The sequence below is a fragment of the Chitinimonas sp. JJ19 genome, from assembly GCF_036961565.1.
Classification (GTDB): domain Bacteria; phylum Pseudomonadota; class Gammaproteobacteria; order Burkholderiales; family Chitinimonadaceae; genus Chitinimonas.
Map to the genome: position 1 here is coordinate 337,746 of NZ_JBAMDD010000001.1, position 21,047 is coordinate 358,792.

Genomic DNA, 21,047 nt, shown 5'->3' on the forward strand with positions numbered 1-21,047 from the left:
AACGCGGGCTCATCGCCCGATCTCCTTTCGAAAGACCGGTGGCAGTGGCCTGTGCCATGTTTGTTGTGCATACGAGGTGTATGGTCAAAGACCATGCACCTCGCCTGCATTCTCGCCAGGCTGCCTGGCGCCACCGCATAATGGCCTGATGACAGGCATAGCACCATGACAGAACAAAGACCTGATCCAGACCGTTTGCTGGAAGCCTTGCAGGCAGAGGCGATGGCCGCTGCGCGGGGCAAGCTGAAGATATTCTTTGGTGCCTGTGCCGGCGTAGGCAAGACCTACGCCATGCTGCAGGCTGCCCGGCAAAAGCTGAACGAGGGTGTGGACATACTGATAGGCATAGTCGAAACCCACGGCAGGGCTGAGACGGGGGCATTGCTGGAGGGTTTGCCCATGCTGCCCTCGCGCAAGATGCAATACCGCGACAAATTGCTGGCCGAATTTGACCTTGACGCAGCACTGGCCAGCAAGCCTCGCTTGATCGTGGTGGACGAGCTGGCCCACAGCAATGTGGAGGGTAGCCGCCATGCCAAGCGCTGGCAGGATGTGGAAGAGTTGCTGGCTGCCGGGATCGATGTCTACACCGCACTCAATGTGCAGCATCTGGACAGCCTGAACGATGTGGTGGGTTCGATTACCGGGGTGCGGGTACGCGAGACGGTGCCCGACCAGGTTTTTGATGTGGCGGACGAGGTGACCTTGGTAGACCTGCCGCCGGATGAGCTGCTGGCGAGGCTGGCGGCCGGCAAGGTGTACCTGGCGGATGCAGCCGAGCGCGCAGCGCGTAACTTCTTTCGCAAGGGCAATCTCATTGCCCTGCGCGAGCTGGCCTTGCGTCGCACTGCCGACCGGGTGGATGCCCAGATGCGGGCCTATCGTGCTGATCGTGCCATTGCCAACGTATGGCAGGCCAAGGAGCGCCTGGTGGTGTGCGTGGGCATGGGTAGCAGCGGCGAGAAGCTGGTACGGGCGGCGGCCCGGTTGGCAGCCAAGCTGCAGGCAGACTGGATTGCTGTGTATGTGGAGACCCCGGCCTTGCAAAGGCTACCGGCCGGGCGACGGGCACGGGTGTTGGAGACATTGAAATTGGCCGAGGAGCTGGGGGCCGAGACAGCGACATTGGCGGGGTCTGATGCGGCCAGAACCCTGGCTGCCTATGCCCGTAGCCGCAATGCCAGCAAGCTGGTGATAGGGCATAGGCTGAAGGCTAGTTGGCGTCGCAAGCTGCTGCCCGGCCTGGCCGACCAATTGGCCGAACAGGCGGTGGAACTGGATCTTTACCTGGTGGGGGTGGACGACACCCGCGCACAGGCCGGGCGGGAGGCGCGCGGCAGGCCAGCGCGACCAGACTGGCGCGGCTATGCCTGGGCAACCGCCTATGTGGCGGTGACCACGCTGCTGGCCACGCCGCTGCTGTCGGTATTTGACTTGGCCAATGTGGTGATGGTGTTCCTGCTGGCCGTGGTGGGTGCTGCGTTACGGTATGGGCGTGGGCCAGGTGCCTGGGCGGCGCTGGCGGCCGTGTTGAGCTTTGATTTTTTCTTTGTGCCGCCGCGGTTTACCTTTGCGGTGAGCGATACACAGTATGTACTGACCTTCGCCCTGATGCTGGGGGTGGCCCTGGTGATCGGCCAACTGGCAGCCAAGCTGCGTTTCGAGGCGGACGTAGCCCGCCAGCGCGAGCGGCGGGCGGATGAATTGGCCGGGCTGGCGCGTGAGCTATCGGGTGCGCTGACAACCGAGCAGATCGTGGGCACGGCACTGGAGCGGTTGCAAGGGGTCTTTCAGGCCCGCTGTGCCGTGCTGCTACCAGATTCACACGAGCGGGTGCGCCCTACGACGGCTGGCCAGCATGCGGATGGCGAGCATGAGCTGCTGCAGGCTGATGGCGAGATTGCCCAATGGGTATATGACCATCAGCAGGCTGCAGGGCAGGGTACCCAAACCCTGCCAGCCAGCCCGGCCCACTACCTGCCGCTCAAGGCACCCATGCGCACGCGAGGCGTGCTGGCACTGCAGGCGACCGATCCCACGCTGCTGGACGAACCCGAGGACAGGCGGCTGTTGGAAGCCTGTGCCGCCCAGGTGGCATTGGCGCTGGAGCGGGTACATTTCGTGGAAGTGGCGCAGGATGCGCTGGTCAGTATGGAAGGCGAGCGCCTGCGCAATGGCCTGCTGACCGCCGTCTCGCATGATTTACGCACCCCCCTGACGGCATTGGTGGGGCTGGCCGATACCTTGGGGCGCGAGGGACTGAGCGAGGCCAGCCGCCAGGAGCTGACGCTGGCGGTGGGCGACAAGGCCAGGGGCATGGCCGAACTGGTAGGCAAGCTGCTGGACATGGCGCGTTTGCAATCAGGCGCGGTAGAGCTGCGGCGGGATTGGCACTCGCTGGAAGAAGTGCTGGGTTCTGCACGGCGCCAGCTGGACGTGGTGCTGGCAGACCACAGGGTCGTGAGCCAGTTGCCGCCTGATCTGCCGCTGTGCGAGTTCGACCCGGTATTGCTGGAGCGGGTGCTGGTGAACTTGCTGGACAATGCCGCCAAGTACACCCCTGCCGGCAGCGAAATCTGCATACGGGCGCAGCACCGTGGCGATCTGTTGCGGGTGGTGGTGGAAGACAACGGCCCAGGTCTGCCTGATGGGCGTGAGGAGCGCTTGTTCGGCAAGTTCGAGCGTGGCGACAATGAGTCGGCACTGCCTGGTGTGGGGCTGGGTCTCGCCATATGCCGCGCCATCATTGAAGCACATGGCGGCCGCATCCATGCTGAGAACCGCTCGGAAGGCGGTGCCCGTTTTGTTTTCACCTTGCCGCTGGGCACGCCGCCATCGATGGCGGAGGCCGAGCTGGCACCCAATTGAGCTGCCTATGAGTGCGCAACGTCTGCTGATTGTTGAAGATGATCCCCATATCCGGCGCTTTGTCCGTACCGCGCTGGAAACCGAAGGTTTTACCGTGTTTGAGGCAGAGACCGTGGCCAGGGCGCTGATCGAGGCTGCCAGCCGCCAGCCCGAGCTGTTTATCGTAGACCTTGGCCTGCCCGACCGTGACGGCCGCGAACTGATACGCGAACTGCGCAACTGGACGCAAGCGCCGGTTATCGTGTTGTCGGCACGCGACCGCGAAGAAGAAAAAGTAGCGGCGCTGGACGCTGGCGCCGACGACTACCTGGTAAAACCTTTTGGTGTACCGGAACTGCTGGCCCGCGTGCGGGCGCAACTGCGCCGTAACAGCGCCAATATCCAGCCCAGCATCCCTGTGGTGTGCTTTGGCGAGATCAGCGTGGATCTGGCCGGCCGCGAAGTCAGCCGTGGCGGCACGGCCGTTCACCTTACGCCCATCGAGTACCGCTTGTTATCGGCCCTGATCAAAAGCCATGGCCGGGTCATGACCCATCACCAACTCCTGATGGCGGTATGGGGGCCTAACGCCAGTGGGCGCGATCACTATCTGCGCGTCTATATGGGCAATCTAAGGCAGAAACTGGAAGCGGACCCCAGCCAGCCCAGGCATTTTGTGACTGAGCTGGGGGTGGGGTACAGGCTGGTGGGGGTAGGGCATGAAGGCACGGGCGCCCACGGTGTCTCTCGCTCTCAAGCAGGCTAGCCGCAGCCGCTACCTGGCGGGTTTGGCGCACCGCGGCGCGCTTGCCGTGGATGCGCCATCGGACAGCAGGATCAAACCCGCTTTACGCAATCTTTAGCTGCGCTGCACCGTTCTATATGCCTTCTTTACGTCCAGCCACATAAACTTTCCTGGCGATACCGGATGTCGCAACGCTCGCAAGCATAAGCGCAATCCACGCACTTCCATCATCCGGTATCGCCCCGCTGTGGCCTCAGGGCGCGGGTTTGCAAGCCCCGGCCGGACGTAGGGAATAAGCATGAATACCTTGGCCCGAATGTGTCCTGTAGAGGACATCCTGCTTGATGCGAAGGTGCAGAACAGGCACCAGTTGTTTGAGTATGTGGCGCGGCACCTGCAGCGGCGCTATGGCCTGGCAGCCGAGCCCATCATCGGTAGCCTGGAAGCGCGGGAGCGCATGGGTTCGACCGCATTGGGGCAGGGGGTAGCCATACCCCACGCCCGCTTGTCCGGCCTCTCCGCCCCGCTGGCGGTGTTCATCCGCCCCGAACAGCCCATTGCCTTTGATGCGCCAGACGGCAAACCTGTCGGCGAGCTCATCCTCTTGCTGGTTCCCCAGCATGCCAGCCAGGACCACCTGCAAATTCTCGCCGATGCCGCCCGGCTGTTCTGCGAGCGATCATTCCGCGCCCTGCTGCGCGCGGCCGCCACTCCCTTCGATGTGCGTCGTATCCTGCTCGAAAGCCAAGCATCATGACCCCCAATGTCCGTCATTTCACTGGTATGGCGACACCTGCCAAGGTAAACGCCCAGCACTGTCTGCAAGGCCTTGATGCCGATCTGCTGGCGGGATCGCTGCCGTTTGTCCAGGCATTACAGCGGCAGACAGTGGTGGTGGTCTTTACAGGTACGGCCAGCTACGACCCCGCCATACGGCATACCTTTGCGCAGGACATCAGCCTGCTCGCCATGATGGGCGCCCAGGCCGTACTGATACATGGTGGTGCCCCTGCCTTCCATGCTGCCGGGGGCGCCAGCCTGGTCGAACGGGTAGCGACCCAGGTGACGAGGACGGCCCTGGCTGAAATCAATCTGGAACTGGTGCGGCTGATCAATCAGCACGGCCCGAGGGCAATCGGGCTTGCCGGGCAGGATGGCCAATTGCTGCGCGCCAACCCGCCCACTACGGCTGGCCGGGCCGCGGAAGTTGCCGCGCTGGATGCAAGCCTGCTGCAGACCATGCAGGCCAATGGCTTGTTGCCTGTGATCATGCCGATGGCGCCCGACGCGGATGGCAATGATCAATTGCTGTTGCCGGAAACAATCGGCAGCCTGCTGGCGCAACGCTTGAAGGCCAACACACTGGTACTGATGGTGAACGGTGATGTGCTGCATGCGGTGGATAGCCACGACGGCTTGAACAGCCGTGCCCAGTTGGAGGTCTGGTTGGGCGAGCACTCGGAAGCCCTTGGTGCCACCACGGTACGCGCTGCCCTGGATGCGCTGGACCATGGGGTGAGTACTGTGCACTTGGTGGAGGCAGGTGTACCGCATGCGCTGCTTAGCCAGCTGTTGACGGAAGAGGGCTGTGGCATGGCCTTATGCCGCCGCAGCGGTGCCAGCCTGTTGGCGGACAGCTCGCGATACTTTCACGATTGCGACAGCTTGCTGCGGCCGGATTTCCAGGTTGAGCGCAAGCGTGTTGTGCGCTTCTGAGGTGCTGGGCATGGACAGACCATGGATGCCCCCAGTCTTGCTGCGGCCTTGGCAGGGCAAGGACTCTGCCGAGGTACTGACGGGACTTTTGCACCGTGCTTTCGCCCCTATGGCGCGTATGGGCCTGGATTGTGCCAGCGCTCGGCAACGGCCAGCCGCTACCGAAGCACGCCTGGCGCGTGGGCAAGGCTTTGTGGCGGAAGTGAACGGCCAACTGGTCGGCACACTGACGGTATATGGGACTTTGCCCCATAGTGATGCCGATGCCTACCGGGAGCCCGGTGTGGCCAGCGTACACCAGTTTGCGGTGGAGCCAGACTGGCAACGCCGCGGGGTAGGGGATGCCTTGCTGCGCATGGCAGAGCGATGGGCACAGGGACAGGGCTGCCATGCCCTGGCACTGGATACACCCCAGCAGGCGCGCCACTTGCTGGCCTACTACCTGCGCAAGGGCTACATCCTGGCCGAGTCACTGCGCTTTACCGGCCGCAGCTATCAGAGCCTGGTTCTACGCAAGTCCATTGCGCCGGCGATCCAAACGGTGAAAGCTGGCCACCCGCCAGAGAGTGTTCATGCCGTGGCTTGCAAGAGCGACATGCGACACGGCTAGAAATAGCCATGCCTGCCCAGCACCGAGCTGGGTAGGCGCAGAAGTTTGCCGCTTGGGAAGGTGACTGATTTGGCTTGGCGGTGTCCGCTAAATCCTGGAGCTTGCCGAAGAGGCGGTCTAGCTGAAACGCTTACTTGCTTGTTTTTGGCAACTGGGTTTCATAGTAGAAATCCATCTGGCAGGGCTTGCCTGAACATTTGGCCGGCTTGAAGCGGGTTTTCATCAACAGGCCTACCACAAAGTTGCTGACTGGTATGTCGGGGGCCTTATAGATACTGACGGCGAGCGGCATACCTTTGCTATCGACCTGTACTGTGGCGATTATCTGACCATCCTTGCTCTGGCCCAGTTCGTCCTCCTGAATTGAGAGCAACTGTATCCGAGCATTGATGTCTTTCATGCCATAGAGCGGGTATGGAGGCTCGTCACCAGGTTGGATGGATTCATAATTGGCGTGCAGCGCTTTTTTCTCTGCCACCGACAATTCGGCGTAGGCCTTGACTTGGCTCACACTTGTTTGCGGGTCGGTATGGGTTGGTGCGGCAGTCGCTGGCACGTTGGCCATGGCAAGGCTACCCAGCAGTATCCAGGAGATCAGGGGAAGGAGGGTGGAGCGTTTCACTGGCTTCCTGTCTAAGTAAGGGCGAGTAGGAATCTAGGGTAGGCTGGCTGCGCGAGATTATCAGCCGCAGTCTTGCTCAATGCCAAGCTGGGGGTTAGTAGGCCATCGCTGACGTTGTAAAAACAACCGTATCAGCTTGCTAGGATTAAAAGTAGTCACGCAGCCTGTACCAAGCCATGCCCAGCACCAAGCTGGGCATGCGCAGCAGTTTGCCGCCAGGAAAGGGGTGGTGGTTGATCTGGCTAAACAGGTCCAGGCGCTCATTCTGGCCGGCAATGGCCTCGGCGATCAGCCGGCCAGCGAGGCCGGTCACGGCAACGCCGTGGCCGGAGAAACCCTGGCAGAAATAGACATTGGGAGACAGCCTGCCCCAGTGCGGCGCCCGGCTCATGGTGATATCGACAAAGCCACCCCATGCATGGTCTATCCGCACATCGGCGAGTTGGGGGAATACCCGCAGCATGTCGCTGCGCATGGCACTGGCCAGGTTGGGTGGGGGCAGGCCGGAGTAGCTGACCTTGCCGCCAAACAGCAGTCTATGGTCGCGGGTGAGGCGGTAGTAATCCAGTACGAACTGGGTGTCGGCGACGGCAAAATTCGGGTTGATCAATGATTGCGCACGGGCTTCACCTAGTGGCTCGGTGGTGATGACATAGGTGCCCACCGGCATGATCTTGTTGCCCAAGGCGGGCGCCAGATCACCCATGGAGACATTGGCCGCCAGGATCAGTTGCTTGCAGCTCACTACACCGCTGGCGGTGTGGACCTTGGCCTGGGCACCTTGCTCGATACGGGTAACGGGGGTGTTCTCGTACAGACGGGCGCCAGCAGCATGCGCTGCACGGGCCAGCCCCAGGGCGTATTTGAGCGGGTGGATGTGGCCGCCGAGGGCGTCGTACAGCCCACCGCAGTAGCGTGGGCTATCCAGATGCTGGCGCAGCTCGGCTTTGTCCCACAGCGTGTAGTGGCGGTAGCCAAAGCGGCGTTCTGCCTCGGCCTGCCATTGCACCAGTTCTTCGAACTTGGCGGGTTTGACGGCGGCCAGGGTGTGGCCGCGCTCCCAGTCGCAATCAATCTGATGGCGCTGTATGCGCTCTTCAATAATGTCTATGGCCTCCAGCGACATGTCCCACATGGCCTTGGCGGCAGTCTCGCCGGCGGCCCGGCTGAGGGTATCCATATCGCAGGCATAGCCGTTGATGACCTGGCCGCCATTACGGCCTGATGCGCCATGGCTGAGGCGGGAGCCCTCCAGCAGCACCACGCTGTAGCCACGCTCGGCCAGATTCAAGGCGCTGGACAGCCCTGCCAGGCCACCGCCGACCACGCAGATATCGCACTGTGTGCTGCCGTCGAGTGCGGGGTAGCTGGGGATGTCGGGGGTGCTGGCGACGTAGTAGGAGTCGATATGCGGCTGGCGATCGTACTTCAGCATGGCGGGTTTCCGGACGTGGTCGAGGTACTGGCAGCAAGCTAGCACTGTTGAATATGCTTTACAAGCCGATGCGGATATTGCACGGCCGGCAAAACGGATTGCGCTTATCTACACTGTTTGCACAAGCACAAACCCGGAGGTCTCCATGAGCAAGGCAACACGCGCCATCCCTGATGGCTATTACAGCATCACGCCCTACATCACCGTCCATGACGGCCATGCAGCCTTGGATTTTTATCAGCGTGCCTTTGGTGCAACAGTGGTACTGACCATGCCGGACGAAGCCGGCAAGATTGCGCATGCCGAGATACAGTTGGGCAATTCCAGGGTGATGCTGTCGGATGAGTTCCCCGCTTGGGGCGCCATCAGCCCGCATACCCTCAAGGGCCGCACCAGCACCCTGATGTTTTATGTGGAGGACGTGGATGCCGTGGTGGCGCAGGCAGTGGCTGCCGGAGGCAAGCTGGACCGGCCGGTGGCCGACCAGTTCTATGGCGACCGGGTGGGTAGCGTGTCCGATCCGTTTGGGCATAGCTGGCATATCGCCACCCATCTGGAAGACCTGACCGAGGCCGAGCTGCAGGAACGCATGAAAACCTGGTCTGCCGAGAACCCATAGCCACGAGCATCACGATGTCCGGAGCGCCCTACCTTGCCCAAACGATTTCTATCTTTGCTGATTGTCGCCATGAGCCCGACCATGAGTATGACCGCTGCCGCCGCTGAATTGGACCACAAGGTGGACCCCAAGGTGGACCACGTTGCCTTGCAAGCGCAGGTGGCTGATGCAGAACGGTCTTTTGCCAAATCTATGGCAGATCGCGATCACGCGGCGTTCTCCCGTTTCTTGTCGGACGAGGCTGTGTTTTTCGGGGGCGGCAAGGTGCTGCACGGCAAGGCAGAGGTGGCTGCGGGGTGGAAGGGGTTCTTCGAGGGCGCGGCTGCGCCTTTCTCCTGGGAACCCCAATCGGTGGAAGTGCTGGCCTCGGGCACACTGGCGCATAGCAGCGGGCCGGTGCGCGACCCTGCCGGCAAGATCGTGGCGACCTTCAATTCAGTCTGGCGGCAGGAGGCACCAGGCGTTTGGAAGGTGGTGTTCGATAAGGGCAACCCAGCATGCGATTGCGCCAAACCATAGAGTAGGGTGGACACCATGAAATTGTTGCCGTTGCTAAGGGGCTGCCTGCTGGTGCTGCCATTGCTGAGCTGGGCGGGTGATGCCAAGCAGACGCCTGCCGATACGACCAGCGCTGTCGATGGCTTGGCCTGGCTCAGTGGCTGCTGGCAGCACAGCCAGCGCGAGCCGGGTTCGGTCGAGATATGGTCACAGCCCGCTGGCGGCATGCTGCTGGGCGTATCGCGTATTGTGGTCAAGGGCCAGACGCGGGAGTTCGAATACCTGCGCATCCATGTGGCGGATGGTCAGCTGGCTTATACCGCCAAACCTTCCGGCCAGGCGGAGGCCACGTTCAAGTTGCTGAGGGCGGAAGGGCGTTCGCTGGTGTTCGAGAATCTGGCGCATGATTTTCCGCAGCGCATCCTGTACCGCCTGCAGCCTGATGGCAGTTTGCTGGCCCGGATAGAGGGCCAGATCAAGGGGCAGGCAAAGTCGCGGGATTTCCCCATGGTCCGTACGAGCTGTGAGGCGCCATCAGCGCCTTGAGCCGCTTGGCTTACCCCCATTTTTCTGGCTGGACGGTGCGCCGCACAGGCCAGGTGGTATTGCTACTGCTGCGTTATCGTTTCTAGCTTGCCTCGCTGGGCCGGGCGATGACCAGTTGGTCGCGACCCTGCTGCTTGGCCCGATACATGGCGGCATCTGCGCGCCGCATCAGGCGCTCGAAGCTTTCGCCGGGCTGGGCCTCGGCTGCGCCCATGCTGAAGGCGATGACCAGCTCGGCAGGCAGGTCTTCTTGTGGCGCCTGCAGGTGTTGACGCATGCGCTCGAACACCAGGGGGACTTCGCTGCTATGGGTAGCGGGCATGATCAGCAGCCATTCTTCGCCGCCTACCCGGCCCAGCCTATCGCCGCGCCTTAGCGTGGGCTGGCAAACCTGGGCGAAGCGCCGCAGCACGGTGTCACCGACTTCATGGCCGTAGCGGTCATTGATGGACTTGAAATGGTCCAGATCAATCACCGCCAATGAGAATCGCAGGCCTTCTTCGCGGCAGGCCTGCAATTGTCGCTGGCCATACGCCAGGATATGCCGGCGATTCGGGGCGCCAGTCAGTTCGTCATGCATGGCGAGGGCCGCATAGCGCTGCTTCTGCCTGACCTGCCGCAGCAATACAAAGGCCAGTGTGGCAATGGCGATGACGCTGCATAGCAGGCCCAACAGCAATAGCAGGCGGCGGCTTTTGCCGGCTTCCAGTTCGGCCGCTTGGCGGCGGCGTTCGGATTTCAGCAGCGCGTTGTCAGCTTCCTTGCGCTCGCTGTCAAACCGGGCTTGCATCTCGGTGGTGAGCTTACGGTTGAACTGTTCGTCATTGGCCTTGTTCGCCTGTACCCAGGCTTCCAGCTCGGCCAGCGCCTCCCGGTAGCGGCTTTGTTGCTTGTAGACCAGGCTGCTGGTTTTGTGCAGCATCAGCTTGCGGGGGGCGGTGGGGTTCTGCTTGAAGATGGCCTCGGCCTCGGCCATCGCCGCCATGGCGGCACGGACATCACGCCCGGCCAGTGCCTCGGCTCGCGCCAACTGCGTGCCAAACAGCATGTCTTGAAGATGGGTGCGGCGGAACTCCTGCAAGGCGAGATCAAGCTGCTGCAAGGCGGCATCAGTTCGCCCTTGCTTCAGGTCGATGGCACCCAACCTGAAGCGGGCATAGGCTACGCCGGTCGCGTCGTTCAGCGCTTCGGAGTGGGCCAGCGCTTCGCGCAAGGTGTCGCCAGCCTCTTGCCACCGCTCCAGGCGCGACAGGCTGACGCCAATATTGTATTGCCGTACCGACAAGGCGTGGCGATCCCGCGCCGGGTTCAGGCCCACCAGGCTGCGGCGGTAATAGTCCACCGCCTGGCCTTCATCCCCCAACGTGCTGTAGGCATTGCCAATGTCGTTGAGCACGCCGCTGACATCTGCCGTCAGCTTGAGGCTATCGAACAGGGCGTGGGCGCGAAACAGCAGCGGCAATACCTCGTTGAACCGACTCTCACCTTGCAGCAAGCGGGCTTTTTCCTGCAGGGCGGAGGCCAGTTCGCGCTGTCGCTTGTTACGTTCGGCCAGGCTGATGGCGGCGTCCAGGTCTCGCATGGCCTCGGCTTGTTTGCCGCTTTGTGCCAGCAAGCGCCCACGTAGCGACAGCAGGGTGGACTCACTGCCGGGCTGCTTCAGCTCCCGTGCCAGCATCAGGCCGCGCGCCAGGATAATGTCCAGATCGGCGTAGTGCTCCATCTGGGCAGAGGTGATGGCCAATAGGCGCAGCGCTGCCAGCTCCTCCTGCTTGTCGCCATTGGCCTGCAGCTCACGGCTGAGCTTGAGTGTTTCCTCGCGCACCTTGATGGGGTCGTCGGCCGCCCGTTGTTCCATGGCGGTCCAATCCACACCGCCTTGTACCCCAAGGCTGGCAAGGGCAAGCAGGCCGGCTAGGAAGTAGTCCAGACGGTGTTGGCTGCGTTGATTGGGCATGGTTGCAGGGTGAGGGGGCACACACTAACCATATGACACTCAATGCGGGCTTGCTGGTTCGAATCGGTTTGTCATGCCAGCGCGGTATGCGTGCCGATGCCGATCAGGGAAATTGAGCTTTCGGGGCATAGCCTTTAAGCTTCGCCTGCGGGCCTTGTGGGCCTGCGCAGCCTTCACGCGTCGGCTGTTGAAAGATGGATGGGAGCCGTCGGCGGAGTGCCAAGCACTCGTGCGGCGCATGGGTGCTGCCAGTGTCAGCTTCCCTTTGCACAGGACCGGCAATACCCTTATCGGAGAGATGTTGCATGACCCAACCGATCTACGGCGACGGCGCTATCCGTCGCGATGGCCTTTATGGTTCCAGTATCGAGAATACCTATGCAGGCGTGCTCAGCTTCATGCGCCGCAAATACACCCGCGATCTGACTGGTGCGGATGTGGTGATCAGCGGCGTGCCGCTGGATCTGGCGGTGACCTTCCGCCCCGGCGCCCGGCTTGGGCCAGCGGCGGTGCGTGCCGCCAGCGTACAACTGGCCGAGCTCAAGCCTTTTCCATGGGGTTTTGACCCGTTCGACGACCTGGCCGTGATTGACTACGGTGATTGCTGGTTTGATGCCCACAACCCGCTCACCATCACACCCAGCATCGTCGAGCATGCCCGTACCATATTGGCCAGCGGTGCCAAGATGCTGACCTTTGGCGGCGACCACTACATCACCTACCCCTTGCTGAAGGCCCATGCCGAGAAGTTTGGCAAACCGCTGAGCCTGATCCATTTCGATGCCCATTGCGATACCTGGGCGGACGACAGCCCGGACAGCCTGAACCACGGCACCATGTTCTACAAGGCGATCAAGGACGGCCTGATCGACCCCAAGCGTTCGGTACAGGTGGGCATACGGACCTGGAATGATGACTTCATGGGCATGAACGTGCTGGATGCACCCTGGGTGCATGCCAACGGCGCGCAGGCCACCCTGGAGCGCATTATCGAGATCGTAGGCGACAACCCGACCTATCTGACCTTTGATATCGACTGCCTGGACCCGGCCTTTGCACCGGGCACTGGCACCCCGGTGCCGGCAGGCCTCAGCAGTGCCCAGGCCCTGCACATCATTCGTGGCATGGAGCCGGTCAGGCTGATAGGCATGGATGTGGTAGAGGTCTCGCCGCCGTTTGACCAGAGCGAAATCACGGCATTGGCAGCAGCCCATATTGCCGCTGATCTGCTGTGCGTGCTACGCAATCAGAAGCTCAAGGGCCACCTCTAAGCACTGGGGTGGTTGATATGACAAGAGGGCAGCCTAGGGCTGCCCTTTTTTGTTGCGCCGCGACTTGACGGTAAGGGTATTGACAGAAGGGCTTGACTCCAAGCCTCTGTATTCAAAACAAAATTCAGTATTGTAATCTGCGTGTTTTTTGCAACATTTTATGAGTGGCGCATTTTTGCAACGATTTGGCCATTTTAGAGTGAACGCTTTAATTCAAGTGATTGAAATAAAATAGATTTTTTAAATTTTTCGGCGTGCTTTCATGCGACGCGGGTAAGTGCGCCTAGGTTCGGGCGATAAGCTTATGCGGAAATGAAGTGATTTTGTAACAAATGGTAACCAGAATGCCGGGGTCTCGCCGCGATAAGCTTACACGAAACTTTCGTGTGAGTGCGGCTGCTATTTTTTAAACCAGGGCTAGAACATGTTTCCTTTCAACAATTTCTCGCGTACCGCCGTCAGTCTGGCAGTTGCCGTGTTGGTAGCGCCAGCATTGGCGCAGAATACCTCTTCTTCGGTGACCGGTCTGGTAACCGGGGCCGATGGCAAGCCGGTTGCCGGCGCACAGGTGGTGATCAAGCACATGGAGTCGGGCTCCACTGCGACGGCCACCTCCGGCGCGGATGGCCGCTATGTGGCGCGTGGTCTGCGTGTGGGCGGTCCCTACACCATCGTCATCAGCAAGGACGGCGCCAGCGAGAAGGCGGACGATATCGTGCTGCCCCTGGCCGAGACCTTTAACCACAGCGTTACCCTGGGCAAATCGGGCGCCGAAGAAATCAAGGTGACTGGCCGTAGCCGCTCCAGCAAGTTCAGCTCGTCCTCCATGGGTGCGACCACCAATATCAGCCGCCGCGATCTGGAAGCCCAGGCCTCCATCCAGCGCAACCTGCAAGACTATGCCCGGGCCGACCCACGCCTGTCGCAGTCCGACAAGGAGCGCGGCGAGATTTCGGCCGGTGGCCAGAACAGCCGCTACAACTCGGTGACCATTGATGGCGTGACCATCAACGACACTTTTGGCCTTGAGGCCAACAATATGCCGACGGCCAAGCAGCCGATCTCGATCGATGCCATCCAGTCGGTGCAGGTCAATATCTCCAACTACGATGTGTCGCAGACCGGTTATACCGGTGCCAACATCAATGCTGTGACCAAGTCGGGCACCAACGAGTTCCACGGCAGCGCCTACTATGTGTACCGTGACGAGAACGGCGCTGGCGATCGTTACAACCGCAGCAGCGACAGCTATACCAAGGCACCGGGCTTTGATGAAACCACTACCGGCTTTACCTTGGGCGGCCCCATCATCAAGGACAAGCTGTTCTTCTTCGCCAACTACGAAGAGATGGAAAGCAGCCGTTCCTCGCCCGACTTCGGCCCACTGGGTAGCAGCCTGACCAACGTCGGCATCTCCCCGGCCACCATCAATGCAGTGCAGGAACTGAGCCGCAGCCAGTACGGCATGGAGATCGGCGGCTGGGAAGCCCCCACCGATACCAAGCTGAAGGTCAAGGACAGCCTGCTGAAGCTGGACTGGAATATCAACGACGACCACCGTGCCAGCTTCCGCTATACCAAGACCGAACAGAGTGAGCCGTTCTACAACAATTTCGGCACCCGTTCGCTGTCGCTGTCCTCGCACTGGTATACCCAAGAGAAAGTGATTGAGACCACGGTGGGCCAATGGTTCGCCAAGTGGACGCCGGATTTCTCCACCGAGTTCAAGCTGTCGCAGCGCGACTATGACAGCGTGCCCAACAAGAACAGCGAACTGCCCGCCATCAAGCTGGATTACGCTGGTGCCCTGCCGGCCGGTTCGCCTGAGGGCGTAATGGGTGGTACCCGCTCGCTCAACTTCGGTACCGAGCGCAGCCGCCAGTTCAACGAACTGCGTACCAAGACCCTGGATACCTATGTAGGCGCCAACTGGCAGCTGGGTGAGCATGAAGTCAAGTTCGGTATGGACTACACCGATAACGACATCTTCAATGCCTTCCTGCAAAACGTGAATGGCGATTACACCTTTGCCTGTGTGAACAGCAGCGCCACCTATACCTATAGCTTGGGTGCAGTCAACTGCTCGCGCGATTCGGCTGAGCGCGTTGCCGCAGCCGTGCTGGAGAACTACCGTATAGGCCGCCCAAGCTCTTATCAGGTGCAGGCCCCATTGGCTGGCCGTACTCGTGCTGATGGTGCCGCCAAGTTCACCGTGCAGAACACTGGTGTGTTTGCCCAGGATACCTGGAAGATAGACCGCAACCTGAGCTTGATGTACGGCCTGCGCCTTGACCGGCAGGGCCTGCCTGATACACCGCTGGCTAACGCTGAAGTAGCCAAGCCTATGGTCGCAGGCAATGTCGTTGGCAACGTGCGCCAAACTGGCGGTTTCGGTGTAGACAATACTTACACCATGGACGGTGAAGTGCTGGTGCAACCACGCGTCGGTTTCAACCTGAAGATAGATAGCGCTCGTTCCACTCAGTTGCGTGGCGGTTTTGGTCTGTTCCAGGGTGCTGCAGCCAATGTGTGGATGGGTAACCCCTATGCCAATAGCGGTATGGCAACCCAGATTGTCGGTTGTGGTATCTCCGGCTTTGCTGCCTGCCCGACCACCGGTGGTGTGTTCAGTGCGGACCCCAACAACCAGCGCACCAACTTCACGGGTGCCGTGCCGGCAGTCAACGTGGATCTGATCGAAGACGGGCTGACCCAGCCTTCGGTGTGGAAAGCCAACCTGGCGTTTGATCACGAATTGCCATGGGGCGGTCTGGTGCTGGGCGCTGAATGGGTCTACACCAATACCCGTACCGGTATCTACTACCGCAACCTGAACCTGGGTGCGCCTACCGCCACCGGTAAGGATGGCCGTGAGTTGTACTACAACGCACAGGGCTACAACCCCAACTGCTGGCGTGATGACGGTAGCAGCAATACTTCGGCGACGGGCTGTAATGGCCTGCGTGCCAAGGCGCTGAGCAATGAGAAGTTCAACAATGTGCTGATGGCCAGCAGCACCAGCAAGGGTAGCGGAAACGCGACCACGCTGTCGCTGAGCCAGCCGGCACGTGGTGGCCTGGGTTGGTCGCTGGCCTTCACCCGTACTTCCGCCACTGAAGTGAGCCCGCTGAATTCGTCCACCTCGGGCTCGAACTTTGCTGGCCGTTCCATCTTCAACCCGAACGAAGAAGTGGCTGCCAACTCGGCCTACCTGACCCGTGACCGTGTCAATGCCTCGCTGAACTGGGAACGCAGCCTGTTTGGCGGCCTCAAGACCAGCGTGGGCCTGTTCTACGAAGGCCGCAAGGGCAAGCCCTACAGCTGGACCTTCAAGAATGACTTGAACGGTGATGGCCTGGCCGGTAACGACCTGATGTACATTCCTTCGCGCCCCGGTTCGGGTGAAGTGGTGTTCCTTGGTGACACGGCCACGAGCCACACCAATGAAGAGCGCTTCTGGGAGGTGGTGAACCAGCACCAGGAGCTGCGCAATTCGGCCGGCAAGGCCACCCGCCGTAACGGCAGCTTCTCGCCCTTCGTTAACAGCTTTGATATCCGTATCAAGCAGGAGCTGTTTGCCTTCAGCAAGCACCACAAGGCTTCGCTGACGCTGGACTTCCTCAACGTGGCCAATATGCTGAACAAGCGTTGGGGCCATATCGATGAAGTGGGTTTCCAGACCAATGGCGGCCAGGCACGTAGCTTCGTCAACTATGTGGGTATGGATGCGCAAGGCCGCTACGTCTACGCCATGGACAGCGTCGAGAACCTGGTGACTCGCCAATCCAAGGGTGAGTCGCAGTGGGCGGTACAGGGCACGCTGCGCTACGAGTTCTAATCGTCGCAGCAAAGCCTACGCTGGCGCCGCAGACCGCAAGGTCTGTGGCGCCTGTTCCATTTATGGGGGCTTCCATCCAGCCCATTTTTGTTCCACGCTGCAGGCCTGTAAAAGACTGTTCACGATGTTTTCGCCACGGCGTTCCGGGCAGTGCCGGATAGCGGACAAGGCGCAAGCCGCGCCGCGGTACGGGTACCGCAAGCGGCTTGTAACGCCGACCGCTGCCGGCAATGCCCGGAACCCGAAGGGCCGGACCGGCGGCGGGGTGAAAACATCGTGAACAGGCTCTAAGGCAGTGAGCAAGGCAGGCCGTGCTGCCGTATGTCCCCTTTAGGCACCCGCAGCGCGTTGCGCTGCCCTTGGTATGAGGTAGAAACACATGCTGAAATCCCTGTATTCCCTGGCACTGGCCAGCCTGCTGGCAGCACCTGCCTACGCAGCCGAACTGACCGCCGGACCCATGGCCGGGCCGCCCACGTTGCGCGGTGTGACGCTCTGGTTGCAAGCCGATGGCGCCAGCCGTGCCACCGTAGAGTACTGGCCTGAGGGCACCCAGGCCGCCAAGCGCCGTACTGCACCACTGGCACTGACAGCCGAGGCACAATACGCTGGCCATATCACCGTGTTCGGGCTGGAACCGGGCCGCCGCTACAGCTACCGGGTGGTGCTGAACGACAAGCCTGCGGCGGGTGGCAAGGTCTATAGTTTTGCCACCCAGGCGCTGTGGCAGTGGCGCACCGATGCGCCGGATTTCACCGTGCTGGCGGGCTCCTGCAACTATGGCAATGAGCCAGGCTACGACCGGCCGGGCAAGCCCTATGGCGATCGCCACCTGAGCATCTTCAAGACCATGGCAGCGCAAAAGCCGGATCTGACCGTGTGGTTGGGCGACAATCTGTATTACCGCGAGGTTGATTACGATAGCCCGGCGGGTATGGCCTATCGCTGGCAGCGTGACCGCAGCCAGGGTTATCTGCAGGAAATCCTGCAGGTGGGCGGCCATGCTGCCATCTGGGATGACCATGACTACGGCCCCAATGACAGCAACAAGAGCTTTGTCTTCAAGGGCGAGGCGCTCAAGCTGCAACAGCGCTACTGGGCCAACCCCAGCTACGGCCTGCCCGATGTGCCGGGGGCTTTCAGTACCTTCAGCTACAACGACGCTGACTTCTTTTTGTTGGATAACCGTTGGTATCGCGACGACTATCGCCTGACCGACAGCAACCGCGCCATGTTCGGCCCAGCCCAGATGAACTGGTTGAAGAATGCCCTGCTGGCCTCTACTGCGCCTTTCAAGGTGATTGCTGGCGGTAGCCAGATGCTGGGCAGGAGCCCGCGTGGGGATAGCTGGGTGGACTACCCGGCCGAGCGGGAGGACTTCCTGAAGTTTCTGGCGGATGCCAAGATAGACGGCGTGATCTTTCTGTCCGGCGATGTCCATCGTAGCGAGCTGGGTAAGTTGGAGCGGCCGGGCAGCTATCCGCTGCATGATTTGACCTGCTCTGCATTGACCTCGGGCGTGTATGCCGACGAGAAGCTGCGTAACCGGCCTGGTGTGGTGCAGGGTACCGTGGTCATGGGCGAGCGTAACTTCTGCCAGCTGCGCTTTGAGGGCAACAAGAAGGAGCGCCGGCTGGTGCTGAAGGTGATCAACGACTTGGGCGAGCAGAAGTGGGAGCAGGTGCTGGAAGCACAGGCCCTGCGCCATCCCAAGCCCTGATGGTCTAGTGGCATGAATAAGCAAACAGCCGGGGCTATGCCCTGGCTGTTTGCTTATGGGTACACTATGCCGGTGGGTCCAATTCTGTCCCGTAGGCGCGGTCCACCCTTGCAACCCGCACGCTGAATGCAGCGTACCATTGCGCCCGGCCACGTTGCCGTGCCTGGGTATGCTCGGCGTTTCGGCGCCAGGCGGCGATGGCGGCCTCGCTCTCCCAGTACGACACGGTGATGCCGTTACCATCGGCATCACGTACTGATTCCAGCCCCAGAAAGCCTGCTTGCTGGCTGGCGAGCCTGACCATGGCCTCGGCTGTGGCAGCGTAGTCATAGTCGCCATCGGTGCGCCGGCTGGTGAAGATCACCGCGTAGTAGGATGGGGTAGGGGTAGCGGTAGCGGTGATCATGCGGGTTGCACCGTGTACTTTGCCTGCTTGAGCTGGCAGGCACGCACAAAGGCGGCGACCAGCGCTGGCAGGCGTCCTTGCAGTGCGCCACGCTCGGCCTGGAACAGGGTAGCAATATAGAAGGGATGATTGGTCAATTCGACGGCCCGTACCTCGCCCGCCGTATCATGCGCGACAGCGGTCAGCGGCCCCGCTAGCAGGCTGGCTTGCAGGGCCGGGTTGATGCCATAGCGGCAGTGGTAACCTTCCAGTGCATGGGTGGTGCCGTATGCAGCAGCCAGCCGGCTGCCGGCCCGCAGTTCTACCAGGCCGGTTTCTTCTACTAAGGCGCAGCTCAAGAGGCTGATGACCGGCAGCTCAGCCATGGGGGCCGTCTCGGCGTGGTCTGCCGCATGCCAGCCCAATACATGCCGGGCGTACTCCAGCACGGCGTGTTGAAAGCCGCCACAGCTACCGAGAAATGGGGTGCCGGTTTCGCGAGCATGGCGTATTGCGGTCAGGGCGCCTGCGGTGCTGCGGTAGGGGCTGGCGGGTACGCACCAGATGCCGGCATAACCATCCAGATCACTGGCCTGACGTAGTGTGTCGGTGGGCAACCAGACGGGAGCCAGATCACAGTCCAGTGCCAGTGCGGCCAATTCAAGCGCTCGGGGAATGGCTTGGTGGGCGAGAACCTGGCCTTGGTAGTCGCCTACCAGGGCAATGCGGAGGGGCGGGGTGTGCAACATGGCTGGTCCTTGAGGAAACGCCGCTTGCTGGCGTGATGCAGTCCACTCTATATTTGCGTAGGTGCAATGAATATTGGCATATATGCAAAAAGAGATTGCGACTGTGCAATGCAAGTGAGCCATGACGACTTGATGCTGGTGTTGGCGCTGGTGCGTGGCGGCACCTTGGCCAGGGCGGCAGTGTTGCTGCAGGTGGATGTGACCACGGTGTTCCGGGGTATACGCCGGCTGGAGCAAGGCTTGGGTAGCAGCTTGTTCGAGAAAGGCCGATCGGGCTACCTGCCGGGGCAGATGGCCCTGCGTTTGGCCGAGCAGGCAGAGCGGGCCGAGCAGGCGTTGGCGGCGGCCCAGCTGGCGGTGCTGCAGGAGGGGGATGTCGTCAGTGGTACGGTGCGGCTGACCTGTACCGATACTGTCTTGCATGGATTGCTACAAGCCGCCCTGGCGCGCTTTATGCCGAAGTATCCGGCGCTGAGGCTGGAGTTGATAGCCTCCAACGATTTTGCCAATCTGAGCCGACACGAGGCGGATGTGGCGCTACGCCTGACCCGTACACCCCCCGAGCATCTGGTTGGCCGCTGCCTGGGCGAGGTGCCCTACCAGCTATGTGGTCATGCCGACTATCTGCGTGCCCAGGGAGACAGGCCTTGGTCGGAGATGGACTGGATAGCACCGGATGATTTCTTGCCTGATCACGCGTCCGTCCGATGGCGGCGCCAGCATTACCCAGGGGTGGAACCGCGATTTCACTGTAACAGCCTGCTGTCGGCCGCCAGTCTGGCGCGCGCAGGCTTGGGCCTGACCGTGCTGCCCGATTTTCTGATCGTACAAGACCTGCAAGCACTGACGCCGCCATTGCCCGGCTGCACGACTCAGCTCTGGTTGCTGACGCGGCCGGATTGCCGGGCGCTGCGCTCGGTATCGGTGCTGATGGAGGCCTTGGCGGGACATATGGAATTGCTGGTGCCTTCGTGACCACGTGCCTGGCTTGCTGTATCTGAACGACACAGTGCCGTCGCTTCACGGCAGGTGCTACGCTAAAGGCTTGTGATGGACGGAGCCTCTCATGAATCACCCCCACCCGCTGATCAGCCGTGGCCTGCTTTTGGCGGGCGCGTACAACATACTGGGCGTTCTGGTTTTCTCTGCAGGGTTTAGCAACGCCGGCTTGAGCGAGCCAGACCCTGAGGTGTTCTCCACCCTGGGGCTCTTTGCCATCATGCTGTGGGGGGCGGCCTATGCGTCCATCTGGCGCCAGTATGGGCAGGTTCCCTGGCTGCTGCTGGTGTTTGGCGTCGAGAAGCTGCTTTATCTGGGCAACTGGCTGCTGTGGCTGTCGAACAATGGGGCAGATTTGCCGGTACTGTTTGCCCAGGCGCCGCTGACCGGGATGTTCTATGCGGTCTATGGTGCGGGGGATGGCCTGTTCGCCGTGTTCTTCTTCTATGCGGCTTATCTGGTGTTGCGCGGCGCCAAGCGGGCTGGATGA

Annotated in this window: 18 protein-coding genes; 13 read left to right on the plus strand and 5 right to left on the minus strand. The window is 61.3% G+C overall.

Annotation, left to right across the window (positions count from 1 at the left end; genetic code table 11):
* Positions 1 to 165 precede the first annotated feature (165 nt).
* The 5 genes from V7714_RS01545 to V7714_RS01565 all read left to right on the plus strand — a co-directional run bounded on the left by V7714_RS01545 (position 166) and on the right by V7714_RS01565 (position 5,918).
* Positions 166 to 2,868, plus strand: coding sequence for a DUF4118 domain-containing protein (locus V7714_RS01545; protein ID WP_335387496.1), 2,703 nt, complete (start codon positions 166 to 168; stop codon positions 2,866 to 2,868).
* 7 nt (positions 2,869 to 2,875) lie between these two features.
* A complete protein-coding gene (gene kdpE / locus V7714_RS01550) occupies positions 2,876 to 3,613 on the plus strand; it encodes a two-component system response regulator KdpE (protein ID WP_335387497.1) in 738 nt (245 codons plus the stop codon).
* Positions 3,614 to 3,890: 277 nt separating this feature from the next.
* A complete protein-coding gene (locus tag V7714_RS01555; protein ID WP_335387498.1) occupies positions 3,891 to 4,349 on the plus strand; it encodes a PTS sugar transporter subunit IIA in 459 nt (152 codons plus the stop codon).
* Complete coding sequence (locus tag V7714_RS01560; RefSeq protein WP_335387499.1) at positions 4,346 to 5,308, plus strand: amino acid kinase family protein; 963 nt, start codon at positions 4,346 to 4,348, stop codon at positions 5,306 to 5,308. The genes V7714_RS01555 and V7714_RS01560 overlap by 4 nt, the downstream gene beginning before the upstream one ends.
* Positions 5,309 to 5,333: 25 nt before the next feature.
* Positions 5,334 to 5,918 (plus strand): GNAT family N-acetyltransferase, encoded by a 585-nt coding sequence (locus tag V7714_RS01565; protein ID WP_335387500.1) that lies wholly within the window; start codon positions 5,334 to 5,336, stop codon positions 5,916 to 5,918.
* A 130-nt stretch (positions 5,919 to 6,048) separates the two neighbouring features.
* Here V7714_RS01565 and V7714_RS01570 read toward each other — a convergent pair whose 3' ends face one another.
* Both V7714_RS01570 and V7714_RS01575 read right to left on the minus strand, forming a co-directional pair.
* Positions 6,049 to 6,540, minus strand: coding sequence for a hypothetical protein (locus V7714_RS01570; protein ID WP_335387501.1), 492 nt, complete (start codon positions 6,538 to 6,540; stop codon positions 6,049 to 6,051).
* A 145-nt stretch (positions 6,541 to 6,685) separates the two neighbouring features.
* A complete protein-coding gene (locus V7714_RS01575) occupies positions 6,686 to 7,975 on the minus strand; it encodes an NAD(P)/FAD-dependent oxidoreductase (RefSeq protein WP_335387502.1) in 1,290 nt (429 codons plus the stop codon).
* A gap of 145 nt (positions 7,976 to 8,120) precedes the next feature.
* On the opposite strand from V7714_RS01575, the gene V7714_RS01580 reads away from it, so the two are divergent.
* The 3 genes from V7714_RS01580 (at position 8,121) to V7714_RS01590 (ending at position 9,638) form a co-directional block, all read left to right on the plus strand.
* Positions 8,121 to 8,594 carry a VOC family protein gene (locus V7714_RS01580; protein ID WP_335387503.1) on the plus strand — a complete coding sequence of 158 codons (474 nt, stop codon included), beginning with the start codon at positions 8,121 to 8,123 and terminating at the stop codon, positions 8,592 to 8,594.
* Positions 8,595 to 8,675: 81 nt separating this feature from the next.
* The gene (locus V7714_RS01585) at positions 8,676 to 9,113 is read left to right on the plus strand and encodes a YybH family protein (RefSeq protein WP_335387504.1); all 438 of its coding nucleotides are present in this window, start codon (positions 8,676 to 8,678) and stop codon (positions 9,111 to 9,113) included.
* Positions 9,114 to 9,128: 15 nt separating this feature from the next.
* Positions 9,129 to 9,638 carry a DUF6265 family protein gene (locus V7714_RS01590; RefSeq protein WP_335387505.1) on the plus strand — a complete coding sequence of 170 codons (510 nt, stop codon included), beginning with the start codon at positions 9,129 to 9,131 and terminating at the stop codon, positions 9,636 to 9,638.
* A gap of 82 nt (positions 9,639 to 9,720) precedes the next feature.
* On the opposite strand, the gene V7714_RS01595 is transcribed toward V7714_RS01590, so the two are convergent.
* Positions 9,721 to 11,595 (minus strand): GGDEF domain-containing protein, encoded by a 1,875-nt coding sequence (locus V7714_RS01595; protein ID WP_335387506.1) that lies wholly within the window; start codon positions 11,593 to 11,595, stop codon positions 9,721 to 9,723.
* Between the two features lie 305 nt (positions 11,596 to 11,900).
* On the opposite strand from V7714_RS01595, the gene speB reads away from it, so the two are divergent.
* The 3 genes from speB to V7714_RS01610 all read left to right on the plus strand — a co-directional run bounded on the left by speB (position 11,901) and on the right by V7714_RS01610 (position 18,424).
* The gene (gene speB, locus V7714_RS01600) at positions 11,901 to 12,866 is read left to right on the plus strand and encodes an agmatinase (protein WP_335387507.1); all 966 of its coding nucleotides are present in this window, start codon (positions 11,901 to 11,903) and stop codon (positions 12,864 to 12,866) included.
* Positions 12,867 to 13,290: 424 nt separating this feature from the next.
* Positions 13,291 to 16,704: a TonB-dependent receptor gene (locus V7714_RS01605; RefSeq protein ID WP_335387508.1), complete on the plus strand. Its 3,414-nt coding sequence runs from the start codon at positions 13,291 to 13,293 to the stop codon at positions 16,702 to 16,704.
* 379 nt (positions 16,705 to 17,083) lie between these two features.
* Positions 17,084 to 18,424 carry an alkaline phosphatase D family protein gene (locus V7714_RS01610; protein WP_335387509.1) on the plus strand — a complete coding sequence of 447 codons (1,341 nt, stop codon included), beginning with the start codon at positions 17,084 to 17,086 and terminating at the stop codon, positions 18,422 to 18,424.
* Positions 18,425 to 18,488: 64 nt separating this feature from the next.
* On the opposite strand, the gene V7714_RS01615 is transcribed toward V7714_RS01610, so the two are convergent.
* Positions 18,489 to 18,830 (minus strand): antibiotic biosynthesis monooxygenase family protein, encoded by a 342-nt coding sequence (locus V7714_RS01615; RefSeq protein ID WP_335387510.1) that lies wholly within the window; start codon positions 18,828 to 18,830, stop codon positions 18,489 to 18,491.
* Positions 18,827 to 19,558: a CTP synthase C-terminal region-related (seleno)protein gene (locus V7714_RS01620; protein ID WP_335387511.1), complete on the minus strand. Its 732-nt coding sequence runs from the start codon at positions 19,556 to 19,558 to the stop codon at positions 18,827 to 18,829. Before V7714_RS01620 ends, V7714_RS01615 begins: the two co-directional genes overlap by 4 nt.
* Positions 19,559 to 19,672: 114 nt before the next feature.
* On the opposite strand from V7714_RS01620, the gene V7714_RS01625 reads away from it, so the two are divergent.
* Positions 19,673 to 20,533: a LysR family transcriptional regulator gene (locus V7714_RS01625; RefSeq protein WP_335387512.1), complete on the plus strand. Its 861-nt coding sequence runs from the start codon at positions 19,673 to 19,675 to the stop codon at positions 20,531 to 20,533.
* Positions 20,534 to 20,624: 91 nt separating this feature from the next.
* Positions 20,625 to 21,047 (plus strand): hypothetical protein, encoded by a 423-nt coding sequence (locus V7714_RS01630; RefSeq protein WP_335387513.1) that lies wholly within the window; start codon positions 20,625 to 20,627, stop codon positions 21,045 to 21,047.